The organism is Sphingomonas sp. R-74633 (assembly GCF_013416555.1).
Taxonomy (GTDB): domain Bacteria; phylum Pseudomonadota; class Alphaproteobacteria; order Sphingomonadales; family Sphingomonadaceae; genus Sphingomonas.
In genome coordinates, this window is sequence record NZ_JACCFG010000002.1 from 438487 (window position 1) to 451836 (window position 13350).

Annotated in this window: 9 protein-coding genes and 1 tRNA gene; 3 read left to right on the forward strand and 7 right to left on the reverse strand. The window is 66.2% G+C overall.

All coding sequences use genetic code 11. The annotated features are described in order from the left end of the window. Window positions 1–20: 20 nt before the first annotated feature. Window positions 21–473, forward strand: a complete 453-nt coding sequence (locus HZY97_RS08245) for a DoxX family protein (protein WP_180142446.1) — start codon at window positions 21–23, stop codon at window positions 471–473. Between the two features lie 44 nt (window positions 474–517). Here HZY97_RS08245 and HZY97_RS08250 read toward each other — a convergent pair whose 3' ends face one another. From HZY97_RS08250 to HZY97_RS08275, 6 genes are all read right to left on the reverse strand, one after another. Next, window positions 518–925, reverse strand: a complete 408-nt coding sequence (locus HZY97_RS08250; protein WP_180142448.1) for a CopD family protein — start codon at window positions 923–925, stop codon at window positions 518–520. Further along, window positions 925–1281: a DUF3817 domain-containing protein gene (locus HZY97_RS08255; protein WP_180142450.1), complete on the reverse strand. Its 357-nt coding sequence runs from the start codon at window positions 1279–1281 to the stop codon at window positions 925–927. The genes HZY97_RS08250 and HZY97_RS08255 overlap by 1 nt, the downstream gene beginning before the upstream one ends. A gap of 14 nt (window positions 1282–1295) precedes the next feature. Further along, entirely contained in the window at window positions 1296–1895 is a 600-nt protein-coding gene (locus HZY97_RS08260) for a TetR/AcrR family transcriptional regulator (protein ID WP_180142452.1), read from the reverse strand. A gap of 128 nt (window positions 1896–2023) precedes the next feature. Then, window positions 2024–3784: a hypothetical protein gene (locus HZY97_RS08265; protein WP_180142454.1), complete on the reverse strand. Its 1761-nt coding sequence runs from the start codon at window positions 3782–3784 to the stop codon at window positions 2024–2026. Window positions 3785–4243: 459 nt separating this feature from the next. Next, window positions 4244–4328, reverse strand: a tRNA-Leu gene (locus HZY97_RS08270). A gap of 128 nt (window positions 4329–4456) precedes the next feature. Beyond that, the gene (locus HZY97_RS08275) at window positions 4457–6835 is read right to left on the reverse strand and encodes a penicillin acylase family protein (RefSeq protein WP_180142456.1); all 2379 of its coding nucleotides are present in this window, start codon (window positions 6833–6835) and stop codon (window positions 4457–4459) included. Window positions 6836–7198: 363 nt separating this feature from the next. Between HZY97_RS08275 and HZY97_RS08280 the strand changes: the two genes are divergently transcribed. Together HZY97_RS08280 and HZY97_RS08285 are read left to right on the forward strand one after the other, a co-directional pair. Continuing rightward, complete coding sequence (locus HZY97_RS08280) at window positions 7199–10153, forward strand: TonB-dependent siderophore receptor (RefSeq protein WP_180142458.1); 2955 nt, start codon at window positions 7199–7201, stop codon at window positions 10151–10153. A 148-nt stretch (window positions 10154–10301) separates the two neighbouring features. Continuing rightward, complete coding sequence (locus HZY97_RS08285) at window positions 10302–10826, forward strand: ECF-type sigma factor (RefSeq protein ID WP_373684319.1); 525 nt, start codon at window positions 10302–10304, stop codon at window positions 10824–10826. 13 nt (window positions 10827–10839) lie between these two features. On the opposite strand, the gene HZY97_RS08290 is transcribed toward HZY97_RS08285, so the two are convergent. Further along, entirely contained in the window at window positions 10840–13257 is a 2418-nt protein-coding gene (locus tag HZY97_RS08290; protein WP_180142462.1) for a serine/threonine-protein kinase, read from the reverse strand. Window positions 13258–13350: the final 93 nt, after the last annotated feature.

Below are 13350 nucleotides of genomic sequence, written 5' to 3' on the forward strand. Positions count from 1 at the left end.
CCGCCTCCGGAGATTTCCCCATGACCTCGCTGATCGCGCTTCACGCGCGGCTCACTCGCCGCGTCTCTTCGCTGGTGCCGGACGCCTTGCTGTTGCTCGTCGCGCGGCTGGGCATTGCCGGCGTGTTCTTCATGTCGGGCCGCACCAAGGTGGACGGCATTCTCCATATCACCGACGGAACCTATGAGCTGTTCCGCACCGAATATGCGCTGCCGCTCGTCCCGCCCGCGATCGCGGCAGTGGCGGCGACCTGGTCCGAGCATGTCTTCTCGATCTTGCTCGTGCTCGGGCTGGCGACGCGCTTTTCGGCATTGGCGCTGTTCCTGATGACTCTGACCATCGAGATCTTCGTCTATCCCGATGCCTGGCCCACCCATCTGAGCTGGGCGGCGATCCTGTTGCCGTTGATGGCGCGCGGCGGCGGCGCCTGGTCGCTCGACGCGCTACTTCTCCGGCTCTCGCGAGCGCCCTGATTACCGCCAATCCGACGGCCATGCGGGTCTTGGGCGCAACCGGCCTAAAAGGGTTTCACGACAACCAACGCCGCGATGAATATGACCGCGGCGGAAATGAATGCCGCGACCATGACACCGTGTAGGCGCGTATTTGGCTGTTGCCCCCTTCGAAGCTGTCGCAGCAGGCCCGACTGGACGCCGTGCAATCCCGTCAAAACCAGGACCAGGGCCAGCTTCGGCCAGAGCCACGGACTTGCGAACCAGGCCCCTTCGGCCGCGATCATGGCACCTGTCAGCCATACGGCGAGCATGGCAGGCACCGTGACCCGGCGGTCCCAGCGGTGGGCGAGCGCAACTATAGCGGCATCGCCCCGTCGAGCGGCTGCAACGGCGAACGACTGGGAGAACAGGCCGCCGATGAAGATCAGGACGGAAGCCACATGCGCCGCCTTCATCCAGAGGTACGGCATCACGGCAGCTTCTCCAGCTGGGCGCTAACGACCTTCTGCTTCCGCAGCAGCAGCCCGGCGTTGAGAAACCCTCCGAACGGGACGAAGGCGGCGAGGCTCAATCGCATTATCTCGCGTCGGGACCAGCCGCCGCCCGCGCTGGCTGAAATCACGTTCCAGGCATAGGCGATGAACGCCGCTCCGTGCACCGGCCCCATGATTCTGGTCGCCAGCGAATAGCCGGAGGCGTGCTTGAGCGGCACTGCGACCAGCAAGAGAAGCAGAAGCGTAGTAGCTTCGACAAATGAGGCCAGGCGCAACCGCCGAAGCTGCGCGAGATCGTCGGCGGTCGCCGCGAATGTGGCCGGCTGCGGCATGCCAATCCTCCGGGCTATAAATTCGCGGGATCGGCGCCACTGCGGCGCAACAGCGCGACAAGCGCATTCTGGGCACGCCGGTCGGCTTCGGGATCGCGATGAAAGCGCATCGAACTGTGGTGCGCGAGATAGATGCCGCAGAGTTCCCAGACGACCTGGTCCACGTCCTGCACATGCAGATGACCCAGATCGACCGCCTGCTGGACATGGGTTCGGAGCAGCGCCCGCCATGTCGTCTCCAGTGCGACCACGCGGTCGCGGACCGGGCCCGCCACGTCGTCGAGTTCGAACAGCGCGGCCGCGATGGGGCAACCGCCGCGCAGTCCCGCACGGGCCGACCAGCCGAACCACAAGCCGACAAGCGCCATCAGACGCGCAAGGCCCGCGGGATTACGCATCGCCGGTTCGACAACGTGGTGATTTGCAAGCTGGACGGTCTCCTCGAGCAAGGCGAGCTCCAGCGCCTCGCGCGACCGGAAATGTGCGAACAAGCCGCTCTTCGACAGGCCGGTCGCCTCCGCCAGACGCCCGATCGTGACCGCAGCCAGGCCGCCCTGGCTTAGCGCGTTCAATCCTTCTTCGATTACTCTGGTTCGAGTCGCTTCGGCTTTCATGCCAATTTAGTACGAACGATCGTGCTATTTGGCAAGCCAGCTTACCCGCCGGCGTCCTGCTAGCGCGGCACGACGCGCCGATTAGCCACGCCAAGGCCGGGTGCCATGACCGTCGACCTGACGGGCCGCTAGAACTGCTTCCTGATGGCGATCCGGACGGTTCGGCCAAGAGGGTCGATATCCCCTCCCAAATAGCCGTCAGGCGTACGCCCGTCGGGCAAGGCAACCCGCGGGTAGGAATTGAGGGCGTTGTGAATATCCAAGGAGAACTTCAACCCCCTGGACCAGCCGCTCCCCCGCGTACCGACGAGATATTCGAGGTTCAGGAAAGACGTGAGATCGAAGACGACCGGACTGGTCCGGCGCAGGGTTTCGTCCGGGCTCGTGATGAAGCTCGCGCTTTTCCAGGTTGCGTTGAGCGACGATCCAAAGGCGCGCTTCCCGACATTCAAGCGAAAGGTGGCTGAGTGCCGGGATGTCCCGGACTCGGCCAGCCAATCGATTACCGGCAACCCCGGCCGGATCAGGCTCTTGCTCGCCAGCTGCAGCTGGTACGTCAGGGCCAGATTCGTCTGAAGCGGATTGCGTGCCGGGAGGGGCCGCGTGCGCCGGGAGGCGCTGCGCCGGCCCGTCAATCGAAGGCTGATGCCCGATGTCAGCACCGCGTCATCCTGCCGGGCGACGCTGATGGACCGAGCATCCACCGAGAGCAGCTTGCCGGCAGCGTCGCGGACGACGCGCTCGGGGAAGGCGGCCTCGATGTCCGGGGTCAGTTCGGGAAAAGCCGTGGACGCATTGCGCGCGGAAGAGCGGCGATAGCCGACGCTTAGAGACAGATCCTGCCTGACGAGGGGTTTGACGGCCATCGTGAGCGTCAGGCCGCTTTGCCGTCCGGGCCTGAGCAAGGGATTGCCGCCGATGGTCCAGGATATGTCGATAGTCTCCAGTCGGGAATAGTCGAAGATGCGGCTGACGGTTGTGACGAGCGGCCCGTTCAGTTGGTCCGATGCGGGCACGATCTGCATGCGATCGAGTGCACCACGGACCTCAATGCCTCTCAGCGGTATCCAGCCCAGGCCACTGCCATAGCTTAATGCGGCACCGCTCCCGCCCATCGATTGCCGATTGAACGAGAAGTCCGCGTCCAGATTGCCAAACAGGGCGAACGCGGAACCGGTGCGCGAGATCGGAATATTCACCGAAATCTGTTCGGCGGACATGGCTTGGGAGAAACTGCTGGAGAGGCTGTTCGCGGTTCCGATTTGCGAGACCAGGCTGTGCGAGCGGCTGACACTGGCACCTAGGCTCCAGGAGACCTCGCCGGCGGGCAGCTGCAGGAATGCCTTTTGGAGGTTGAGGCGGATGTTCGTGCTCGTGGCGCGTGAGCGGCTCCGGGACGCCTGCAGGAAGGAGACCCCGATCGGCCCGAATGGATCGAAGGCCGCATCATTGTCGTCGAGGCGCCTCTGCAGGCTCGCTACGGCCACACCGGTCTCGACAAGATTGCTGCTGGTGGAGTTGGACATGCTGATCACAAGGTCGGTCTGAACGCCCCATATCCGCCCAGTCAGCGAGAGGGATCCACCCAGGCTCTCGGCACTGTTTTGGCTCCTGAGCGCACGCGTGCCGTTGAATGCCCGCTCCAGCGTGACGGGGGCGCCGTCCAACGACCAGGGACTGCCGGCCGGCAACACAAGGGTGATCCAGGGAATGCCCGACAGGCCATTGCTCGTGGTGCGCATCGCATTGAGCGACAGCGACGCGGAAACTCCGCCCAGCGGCCGCGCCACATTGAGGTTCATGCCGCTCGTCCGGCTCGATGGCTGCAATGTATCGAAGTCGTCCGCGTCGAACGCTTTCCCGAGTGTCGCCGAATAGGGGGGATTCAATGGGCGCAATGCTTCGCCGCGGGGTAGATCTACGACGTGTGCTGAACCTGCCTGCGAACAGGCCGCGTGACAATCGAACGCTATCCGCGCGATCTACAACCGCACCTCCTACTGGAACGTCCGGGTCGAGATGATGCAGGCGTGGAGCGACCAGCTGGACGCCCTGAAAAAGCAGGCTTCGGGACTACCGGAGGGGCCAAAAATCGAGGCCCCCAAAAGGCCCCCAGCGGAGCCCCGAAAGGCCCCCGCTCGCACGCGAACGACTGCGGGCCTGGCGGGTCGCATCTAGCGATATTTTCGTTATTTCTCTGGGCACCATCCACCCATTCGCTGGAATCTCAGCGAATGGGTGGATGGTGCCCAGAAGAGGAGCGAGCCGGGGCGCACGAGCGGTCAGTCGGCTCGCTTCCGTGGGCGCGGCGGGATTAAATCCAGCGTTTTCAGTGATGGAGGGTTCGAGTGCCAGAAGAGGACTCGAACCTCCACGCCCTTGCGAGCGCCAGCACCTGAAGCTGGTGCGTCTACCAATTCCGCCATCTGGGCACGGGGTAGGCGTGGGCCTCTACGGGTGGGGCACTGGGCTGTCAACCGCCACAAAGGGCATTTTGCGCAGCCGGCGTATTTTTCTGCCGTTCTCCCCCATGTGCTCTCGGGAACTCGGCTGCGGCGGACTCAACCGGAGCGCGGGCGAAGCGTGGTTTTGCTCATGACATGGGCGTCGACGGCAGCCCGGCTGAACAGCATCGGCTGCATCCTGCCCGCGATCCACGGTGCATAGGCATCGCGATAGTGGGGCGAGCGCGGGTCGTTTGACTGGCCGGGGAAGTTCAGCATGAGCGAATTGTCCCAGGCGCCGACATCGATCACCTGGAGATAGCTCGCCCCGCCGCTCACGGCCCAGCCGCGCAGCCAGCGCGCCATCACGGTGTAGGAATCGCCGCCGGTGCCCTCGCCTTCGATCGCAGGGAAAGCGGCGGCGATGGCGGGGATGCGGGCGAGCGGGTGCGCGATGCGGACCTTGTGCAGCGTATCCCAGCGCCACGTGGCGGAATTCGGCCCGAGCTGCTCCTGCGCGGTCTTCCAGGCGGCCACGAGCGCGGCATCGAACAGCGCGTCGCGTGCGGCTGGGGGATTGGGGCCAAGGCGTGCGTCAGGCTTGGCGAGGAGGCCAAGCAGGACCGGAGGGGCGATGCCGTCGACCAGCCCCCGCGCACGCTCCGGCACAATCGCGGCGAGCATCCTCCGGCCGAGCTCGCGCCACAGCATCTCGTAGAGCACGGCGGCGGCGCTATCCGGGGCAATGCGGGCGTCCCAGCCGCGCAGCATCGCGAGCGCTGGCTCGGCACCCGGCGAACTGCGTGCGGGCAGCAGCGCCAGCAACTGCTTGGCGGGCGTCGACAGCGTGTCATGCTGAAGCGCGACGCTGTCGGCCAGGCTGTGCTTCGGCTGGGCTGAGAGCACGTCGGCGATGCGGTTGTAGCGATAGGGATCGCGGAACGAGAAGGCCGGGATGCGGTCGCGCGGCCAGCCCGCGGGGAGATTGTTCTGGTTGGCCGAGGCGAACCAGCCCTTTGCCGGGTTATAATCGTTGGGCAGCGCGCGGAAGTCGCGCATTCCGGTCCAGTCATAGCGCCCGTCGCCCGGGACCGGCAGCAGCCCGTCGCCCTTCCGGCGCGCCGGGATATAGCCGATTGCCTGCCAGCCATGATTGCCGTCGACATCGGCATAATGGAGGTTGGTCGGCGAGGGATGGAGACGGAAGGCAGCCTGTTGCAGCCCCGCCCAATCCTTTGCGAGGTTGATCGCGATCATCGCGAACACGCCGCTCGCGCCCGGTTGCATCCCGATCGAGGCGAGCACGGTCGCGCGGTGCCGGGCGGGGTTATGCGAGACCACCGGCCCCTGCACCGAATAGCGCAGCGTCGCCGCCTTGGGCGCGCCGCCCTTTACCGGGATCGCGATGTCGACCCGCTCGAACTGCTTCCAGCCGTCGCCGTGGCGATACTGCTCGGGGTTCGCGGGATCGAGCTCGAGGATGAACAGGTCTTCCTGGTCGATATGGAAATTGGTGCGGCCAAAGGCGAAGCGATCGGTATGGCCCTGCATGATCCCGGGCAGGCCGGGCGCACCGCCGCCGATCAGGTCCAGCCCGGGCGCGGTGAGATGCGCGACGTGGCGCGGGCTTAGGCCGCCGATGCCGAGATGCGGATCGTTGGCGAGGATCGGGCGACCCGTCGCGGTGCGCTGCGGCCCGACGGTCCAGGCGTTGCTCCCGGCATTGGCGCGGTCGTTCGCGCTGGCGGCGATGCCGCTCTCCGCGTCGGGAACGATCGCGCCGAACGGCGGCGAGCCGAGGTTGAGTACGCCAAGATCGGCTTCGGATACCGCCGCCGCGTCCAGCCCATCGGGCACGCGCATCGGCCAGGGCGGATTGAGCGGTGCGACGATTGCGTCGAGATCGAGCAGCCCGAGCGCGGCCAGCCGCGCGCGGCGCACCTCGTCATCGACATTGCCGACCGAGGCGTTGCGGGCGCGCATCAGGTCGCGCAGGTCCCATTTCAGCGGGGCGACGCCCAAGATGCGATATTCGAGGGGAAGCCGCGTCGGATCGGCAAGGACTTCGTCGATCCTTGCGTTGATCCCGGCGACATAGGCGCGCCCGCAGGCCAGGACATCGGCGGGAACATCGGCCAGTTCCTGCTCCAGATCGCCGCGATAATGGAACAGCCGCGCCGCCGCGTCATACGGCGCGAATGCCGCGCCAAAGGCTTCGGCCAGCCGCCCCATCTCGCGGCGATGCGCCAGGTCGAGCTGGAACAGCCGATCGCGCGCGACGACATAGCCCTGGCCGAAAAAGGCGTCGGGGATCGAGGCTGCGCGGATGTGCGGGACGCCGTAAGGATCGTCGAGAATCTCGATCGGCGCGGCGAGCCCGGGCGCGGCAAGGTCACGCGTTTCCGAACGGCGCCAGAGCCCTGCGGCATGGCCGGCGGCTGGGGCCAGCGCGGCCGTCGCAACCGAACCGAGCAAGAAAGAACGGCGGTTCAACATCGACCCTGACTCCTGGCACCTAGGCGATACAGGCTAGTGGCGCGTCCGAGGCCGCGTCCTATGACAAGCGCTGGTTCGACCATAGTGCCGGGCTATGGAGAAGCGCGAAAGCCATAGGCTGCGCTTATGCTCCGCCCAAACAATAGACGGGCATAGAGCCTTGACGCTATTCGCCATCGCCCGGCACCTTCCGTGTTGGAAATCCGCGTAATGACATCGCACGCAAGATGCAGATGCAGCGGGGCCGCAGGAACGGGAACGTCCAGTTCCGCCGAGTGGCGGGCGTACAGTGCTTAGGGGATTCATATGACAGTTCGGTTGAAGCTTGGTCGACGCGAGCGAAAGGCAGCGTTTCTCTGCAGCATGAGCATGCTGGCGATCGCCGGCTCGGCGCACGCGCAGACGGCGCCCGCCACGCAGGATCCGCCCCAGGTCACCGCCCCCGCCGATGAGGGCGAAATCCTCGTCACCGGCTCGCGCATCCGCCGCGACGGCTTCCAGAACCCGACGCCGCTCACCGTGCTGACGCAGGAAGACATCCAGAATACCTCGCCGACGAACAACATCGCCGACTTCGTCAACCAGATGCCGCAGCTCGCCGGCTCGACCAAGCCGGCCAATTCGCGCCTCAACCTGTCGAACGGCTCGGCGGGCATCAACGCACTCAGCCTGCGCAATCTCGGCGAAGGCCGCACACTGATCCTGCTCGACGGCCGCCGCTCGGTCGGTTCGACCATCTATGGCTGGGTCGACATCAACACGATCCCGCAGGCGCTCGTCGAGCGCGTCGAGATCGTTACTGGCGGCGCATCGTCGGCTTATGGTTCGGACGCCGTCTCGGGCGTGGTCAACTTCATCCTCAACAAGAAGCTCGAGGGGCTGAAGATCGAGGCCGACAGCGGCATCACTACCTATGGCGATGGCGGCAATTATTCGGGCAGCATCGCGGGCGGCAAGTCGTTCGCCGGCGGCCGCGGCCACATCCTGCTGAGCGCCAATGTCGATCACCAGGACGGCATCTTCGAGGTCGGCAACGAGCGCGAGTGGAACCACACCGGCTATGTGCGTGCCGAGAACCCGGCCTGGGTGTCGGGCAGCAGCACGTTCAACCGCTATTTCACCACGCTGCGCAATGTCGGCGCGTCCAACTCGACCCCGGGCGGCCTGATCACGGCATCGGCCGGCACCAGCGCGAACGCCCTGCGCGGCCTGTATTTCGGCTATGGCGGCGCGGTAAACACCTTCGACTATGGTAGCTTCACCTTCCCGGCGTTCACCCGCGCGGCCGGATCCTCGGCGCCGAGCGTGACGCAGAACGGTTCGTGGCAGGTCAACGACTCCGGCACCCGCATCGGCCTGATGCCGAAGGATGACCGCTGGGGCGTGTTCGGCCGGCTGAGCTACGAAGTCGCCGACGGCGTCGAGCTCTTCGCCGAGGGTTCGTACAACAAGCAGAAGGTCTTCTTTAACGCGGGCCCGAACCTGTCGACCGGCATCACCTACAACACCACCGGATGCACCACCGTCCCCGTTCCGATCACCTGCAATGCCTTCGCGCTGCAGTCGCTCGGCGCGGCGCGGCTCGCCGGCGTCACCAGCGTCACGGTGGCGACCACGGCGGCCGATCTGCCGTTCCGCGGGATCGACAATGAGCGCAAGGTGCAGCGCTACGTCATCGGCGCCGAGGGCAATTTCGAAGCATTCGGCAAGGCCGCCCATTGGGACGTCTATGCCCAATATGGCCGCTCCGATCTGCGCGAGCAGCTGCGCAACATCATGCACAATACCCGCATGGCCAATGCGACGGCCGCTGCCTACGCACCGGCGGGCAATGCGCGCGGTTATGCCACCGGCTCGATCCAGTGCCTGATCAACGTCGATGCCAGCACCACCAACGACGATGCGGCCTGCGTGCCGCTGAACCGCCTCGGCGTGGGCGTTGCCAGCGCCGACGCCATCAAATATGTGCTCGGCGATCCATATCGCGATCAGGTGATGCAGCAGTTCGTCGCCGGCACCAACTGGTCGATCACGCCGTTCGCCACCTGGGCGGGCGATGTCAGCGTTTCCTTCGGTGGCGAAGTCCGCAAGGAGAAGATCCGCGGCACCGTGCCGACCCAATATCAGCCGGTCATCACCACCACCGGCACGACCAACGCGTGGTCGGTCGGCAACTATCTGCCCTTCACCGGCGAATACAGCGTGAAGGAAGCCTATCTCGAAACCGTGGTGCCGCTCGGCCTGGGCCTCGAGTTCAACGGTGCAGTCCGCGCCACCGACTATTCCAACGCGGGCTATGTCACCACCTGGAAGCTGGGTGCGACCTGGTCGCCGATCCCGGACATCCGTGTTCGCGTGACGCGTTCGCGTGACATCCGCGCACCCAACCTCAACGAGCTCTACCAGGCCGGCACCGCCAACAGCGACTCGGTGCGCAATCCGAAGTACACCGCAGACGGCCTCAACGGCCCGCAGACCTTCGGCTATTCGGGCCTCGTCACCGGCAATCCGAACCTCCGTCCGGAAATCGCCAATTCGTGGAACATCGGTGCGGTCCTCTCGCCGCGCTTCCTGCCGGGCTTCTCGGCGTCGGCCGACTACTTCCGGATCAATCTCGAAGGTGCGATCGACTCGATCAGCGCCCAGGAGATCATGAACCGCTGCGCCGAGGGCATCGCCGAATATTGCTCCGCGATCAGCGACGATCCGGTCCGTTCCACGCCAGCCGCGCCGTACAAGCTGATCCGCAGCCAGCCGTTCAACTTCGTGCGTAAGCTGGTGCGCGGCATCGATTTCGACCTAGCCTATCGGATGCCGATCGGCTCGGACAGCTTCACGATCAAGGGCGTCGCGACGCGCTATATCGAGAATTTGTCCGACACCGGCATCGCCGGCCAGGTGGCGATCAACACCGTCGGCGCCAATGGGGGCCAGGCCAGCACGCCGACCTGGATCTTCCGCGGCAGCGCGACCTATGAGACGCAGACCTTCTCCGCGACGGTCACCGGGCGTGGCGTGAGTTCGGGCGTATATTCGGCCACCGGTATCGAGTGCACCACGAGTTGCCCGGTCACCACCACGACGTCGACCTATCAGACCTATGACAACAACCACGTCTCGGGCCTGTTCTATGTCGACCTCAACCTGACGCAGACTGTGCCCTTCGGTAACAACAAGGCGCAGTTCTTCGTCAACGTCACCAACCTGTTCAACCGCTGGCCGCTGCTGGTGCCGGAAACCGGCCTGGCCGCGAACAGCACCTATTCGGACATGCTCGGACGCCAGTTCCGCGCCGGCATCCGTATCGAACTGAAGTAAAATGCTATCGGGGGGGGAGCGAGTATTTCGCTCCCCCTCCCTTCCTTGCGACGATCACTGGAAATTAAACTTTCGGCGCAATCTAGCCGAAGATCAGTTAATACCGATCTGCGCCTTTAGGCGGTTCTGCGAGTTCGAGGGAGGACGAGTGGCGTCGGAAGCTGACCCAGGACGATCAGAAGAACTCGTGCGGGTGCTCTACGATGAGCTCCACCGCATCGCCGGGCGCGAGCATCGCCGCGCGGGCAGCCCGATGACCCTGCAGCCGACCGCGCTGGTGGGCGAAGCCTATATCCGAATGCAAGGACGCTCCGAATGGGCCAATCGGGCGCATTTCCTCGGCTGCGCAGCCACGGCCATGCGGCATGTCCTGCTCGATGCGGCGCGGGCGCGGTTGCGGGCCAAGCGTAACGCTCCGATGGCGAGCCTGACGGGCGCATTGGCGACGCTCGCGGCGCAGCCCGCCGAGGACACCGAGATGGTGCGGCTGGGTGATGCACTGGCTGCGCTGGGCCAGCACGATCCGCAGCTCGCCAAGCTGGTCGATTGCCGTTTCTTCGCCGGACTCGACGAAGTGGAGACCGCCGAGGTCCTCGGCGTCACCGACCGGACGGTGCGGCGCTGGTGGATCCGCGCACGCGCCTGGATCCACGAAGAGATGGCGGAGCGCTGACGCTCGCCTCGACCTAGTGCATTGCGCGGACCCGGGCATCGATCCGCTTCATCGCCTGCACGCCATAGGTGCCCACCGGCCCCATCGCAGTGAAGGCGGCGATGCCACGCGCGACCGCCGCCTGCGCCGCTGCCTTGTCGCCGCGCTTGAGCGCGACCACGGCCTCGGTCAGTGCCAGTTGCGGCGCCAGCGGATTTGCCGGCGGCATCGCCGCGATCGCAGGCCGCACCCGGCTGAGCGCAGCCTCGGCGCCCGTTGCCTCGCCCAGTTCGGCAAGCGTCTGGGCCTCGGCGAGATCCAGCACCATGACCGACACCGATCGCTCGCCGAGGAATCGCACCGCCATCGGCCGCGCCTCGGCGAGCGAGATGCGCGCCTCGGCAAAGCGACCGCCGGCGATCTGGGTTTTGGCAAGCTGCAGGAGGTCGTTGGCGAGACCGGGCGTCTGGCCGAACAGCCGGCGGCGGCGCGCGACGACATCGGTGGCGATCTTCTCCGCGCCGGCGAGGTCCCCGCTGCGCAGCCGCCAGGCGCCGCGAATCTGCTCGATGCCGAGCGCCTGGATCATGTCGCGCCGCCCGGGCTGCGCCAGCGCGCGATCGACGCGGGCGAAGACCGACGCGGCCTCCGCAGGGCGGTTCGCTTCGACCAGATAGACGAGGAAGTTGTTGTACCGGGTGAGCAGCGCGCTGTCGTTGCCAGCATAAGCGCGCTCGCCCGCATCGAGGTTCGCCGTCAGCAGCGCGATCGCCGTATCATAGTCGCGCGCGCGCCGGGCGATCGCCGCCCGGGTCGAGATCACATCCTGGAGGTCGGCTGCGTTACGCTCGGGATCGGCGGCGAACACCTTGTCCGCCTGGTCGAGCAGCGGCGGCGCTTCCGCACCGGCGCCGGTCGCCACCGCCGTGTCGGCGAGGCGGATCTTGAGGCGGGCCGTGAGCAACGCATCGTCGGCACCGATGCCACGCGACAGCGCCTCCTTTGCGAGTGCGTAACCGCCCTTGGCGTCGCCCAGATTTATGTAGAGGTCGACCAGTGCGTTGATCGCACTGCCCGAGCGGGCGCTGCGGTCGAGTGTGGCGAGCATGCGCAACGCCGATTCGTCGAGCGTCTGCTTGAGCGTTAGATCGTTCGAATAGCCGCCCTGAGCGAACATCAGCGTCAGCGTCTGAACGATCGAGTCCGAGCGTTGCGCCTCGGCGAGCGCTGCATCACGCTGGATCGCTGTGCGATGGGCCTGCAGCGCGATGCCGCCGGCGCCCAGCAGCAGCGCGACGAACACTGCCGCCACCGCGGCTACGGCGACCCGGTGGCGGCGCAGGTAGCGCGCCAGCCGATAGCGCCGCGAACCGACCCGGGCGCGCACCGGCTGCGCGGCCTCGTAGCGGCGGACGTCCTCGGCCATCGCCTCCACCGAGGCATAGCGATCGGTTGGGACCTTGCGCATCGCCTTGAGCACGATCGCGTCGAGATCGCCCCGCAACCGGCTTGCGGCTATCGGAGCGTTGGGGCCTGCAATGCGGCTGGGCGCAGCCGGCTCCTCATTGAGCATGCGGCGAACGAGCGTGGGCAGCGAACCGCCCGTGCCACCCCAGGGCATCATGCCGGTGAGCAGCTGGAAGAGCACCAGGCCAAGCGCGTGGACATCGGTAGCGACCGTGACGACTTCGTCGGCCAGCTGCTCGGGCGCGGCATAATCCGGGGTCATCAACGCCATGGTCTGCAACGTGTCGATGCCGCCTCCGTCGCCGATCAGCTTGGCGATGCCGAAGTCGAGAAGCTGCACGCGCCCGCTTGCATCGACGAGGATGTTGGATGGCTTGAGATCGCGGTGGACCACCAGATTGGCGTGGGCAAAGGCTACCGCCTCGCAAATATCGCGGAACAGGCACAGCCGCTCGGCCAGGCCGGCGCGGTGCTGGGTGCACCATATGTCGATCGGGAGGCCCTCGACATAGGCCATCGCCATCCACGGCCGGCCATCCTCAGTCATGCCGCCGTCGATCAGCCGCGCGATGCCCGGATGTTCGAGCCTAGCGAGCACGCGGCGCTCGCGATCGAACAAGGCGGCGTTAGGCACGGCGTCGAGCCGCAGCAGCTTGATCGCCACGCGCTGTTCGAACGCCGCGCCGTCGCGCTTCGCCAGATAGACTTCGCCCATGCCGCCACGGCCGATCGGCCGCTCGATCGCGAACGCACCGATACGCGTGCCGGCGGCAAGGCCTGCAGCCTCTGCTTCCTCACTCGGCAATCGGGGCGGCGCGTCGAGGATGCCGACCTGCTCGCTGCTGCGGAGCAGCGCAGTAACGCGGCGGGCGACATCCGGATCCAGCCGCGCCAGCGCCGCTTCGCGCGCCGCCGCATCGAGCGGCTCGATCGCATCGAACGCATCGGCCACGGCACTCCAGGCTCCGGCCTCGCTCGGCTTCATTTGGTTCCCCTCATCCGCGCACTGCCCCTGCGGGAACATGAAGCTATCGCGCCCTGTCCGGTTTGGCGAGCCAAAGTCGTTTGGTCTGGCAGG

Coding starts and splice junctions, on each gene's coding strand:
- HZY97_RS08255 (WP_180142450.1), bottom strand. CDS start 1,281: ATGCCGCAGCCGGCCACATTCGCGGCGACCGCCGACGATCTCGCGCAG.
- HZY97_RS08250 (WP_180142448.1), bottom strand. CDS start 925: ATGCCGTACCTCTGGATGAAGGCGGCGCATGTGGCTTCCGTCCTGATC.
- HZY97_RS08260 (WP_180142452.1), bottom strand. CDS start 1,895: ATGAAAGCCGAAGCGACTCGAACCAGAGTAATCGAAGAAGGATTGAAC.
- HZY97_RS08275 (WP_180142456.1), bottom strand. CDS start 6,835: ATGTTGAACCGCCGTTCTTTCTTGCTCGGTTCGGTTGCGACGGCCGCG.
- HZY97_RS08280 (WP_180142458.1), top strand. CDS start 7,199: ATGAGCATGCTGGCGATCGCCGGCTCGGCGCACGCGCAGACGGCGCCC.
- HZY97_RS08290 (WP_180142462.1), bottom strand. CDS start 13,257: ATGAAGCCGAGCGAGGCCGGAGCCTGGAGTGCCGTGGCCGATGCGTTC.
- HZY97_RS08245 (WP_180142446.1), top strand. CDS start 21: ATGACCTCGCTGATCGCGCTTCACGCGCGGCTCACTCGCCGCGTCTCT.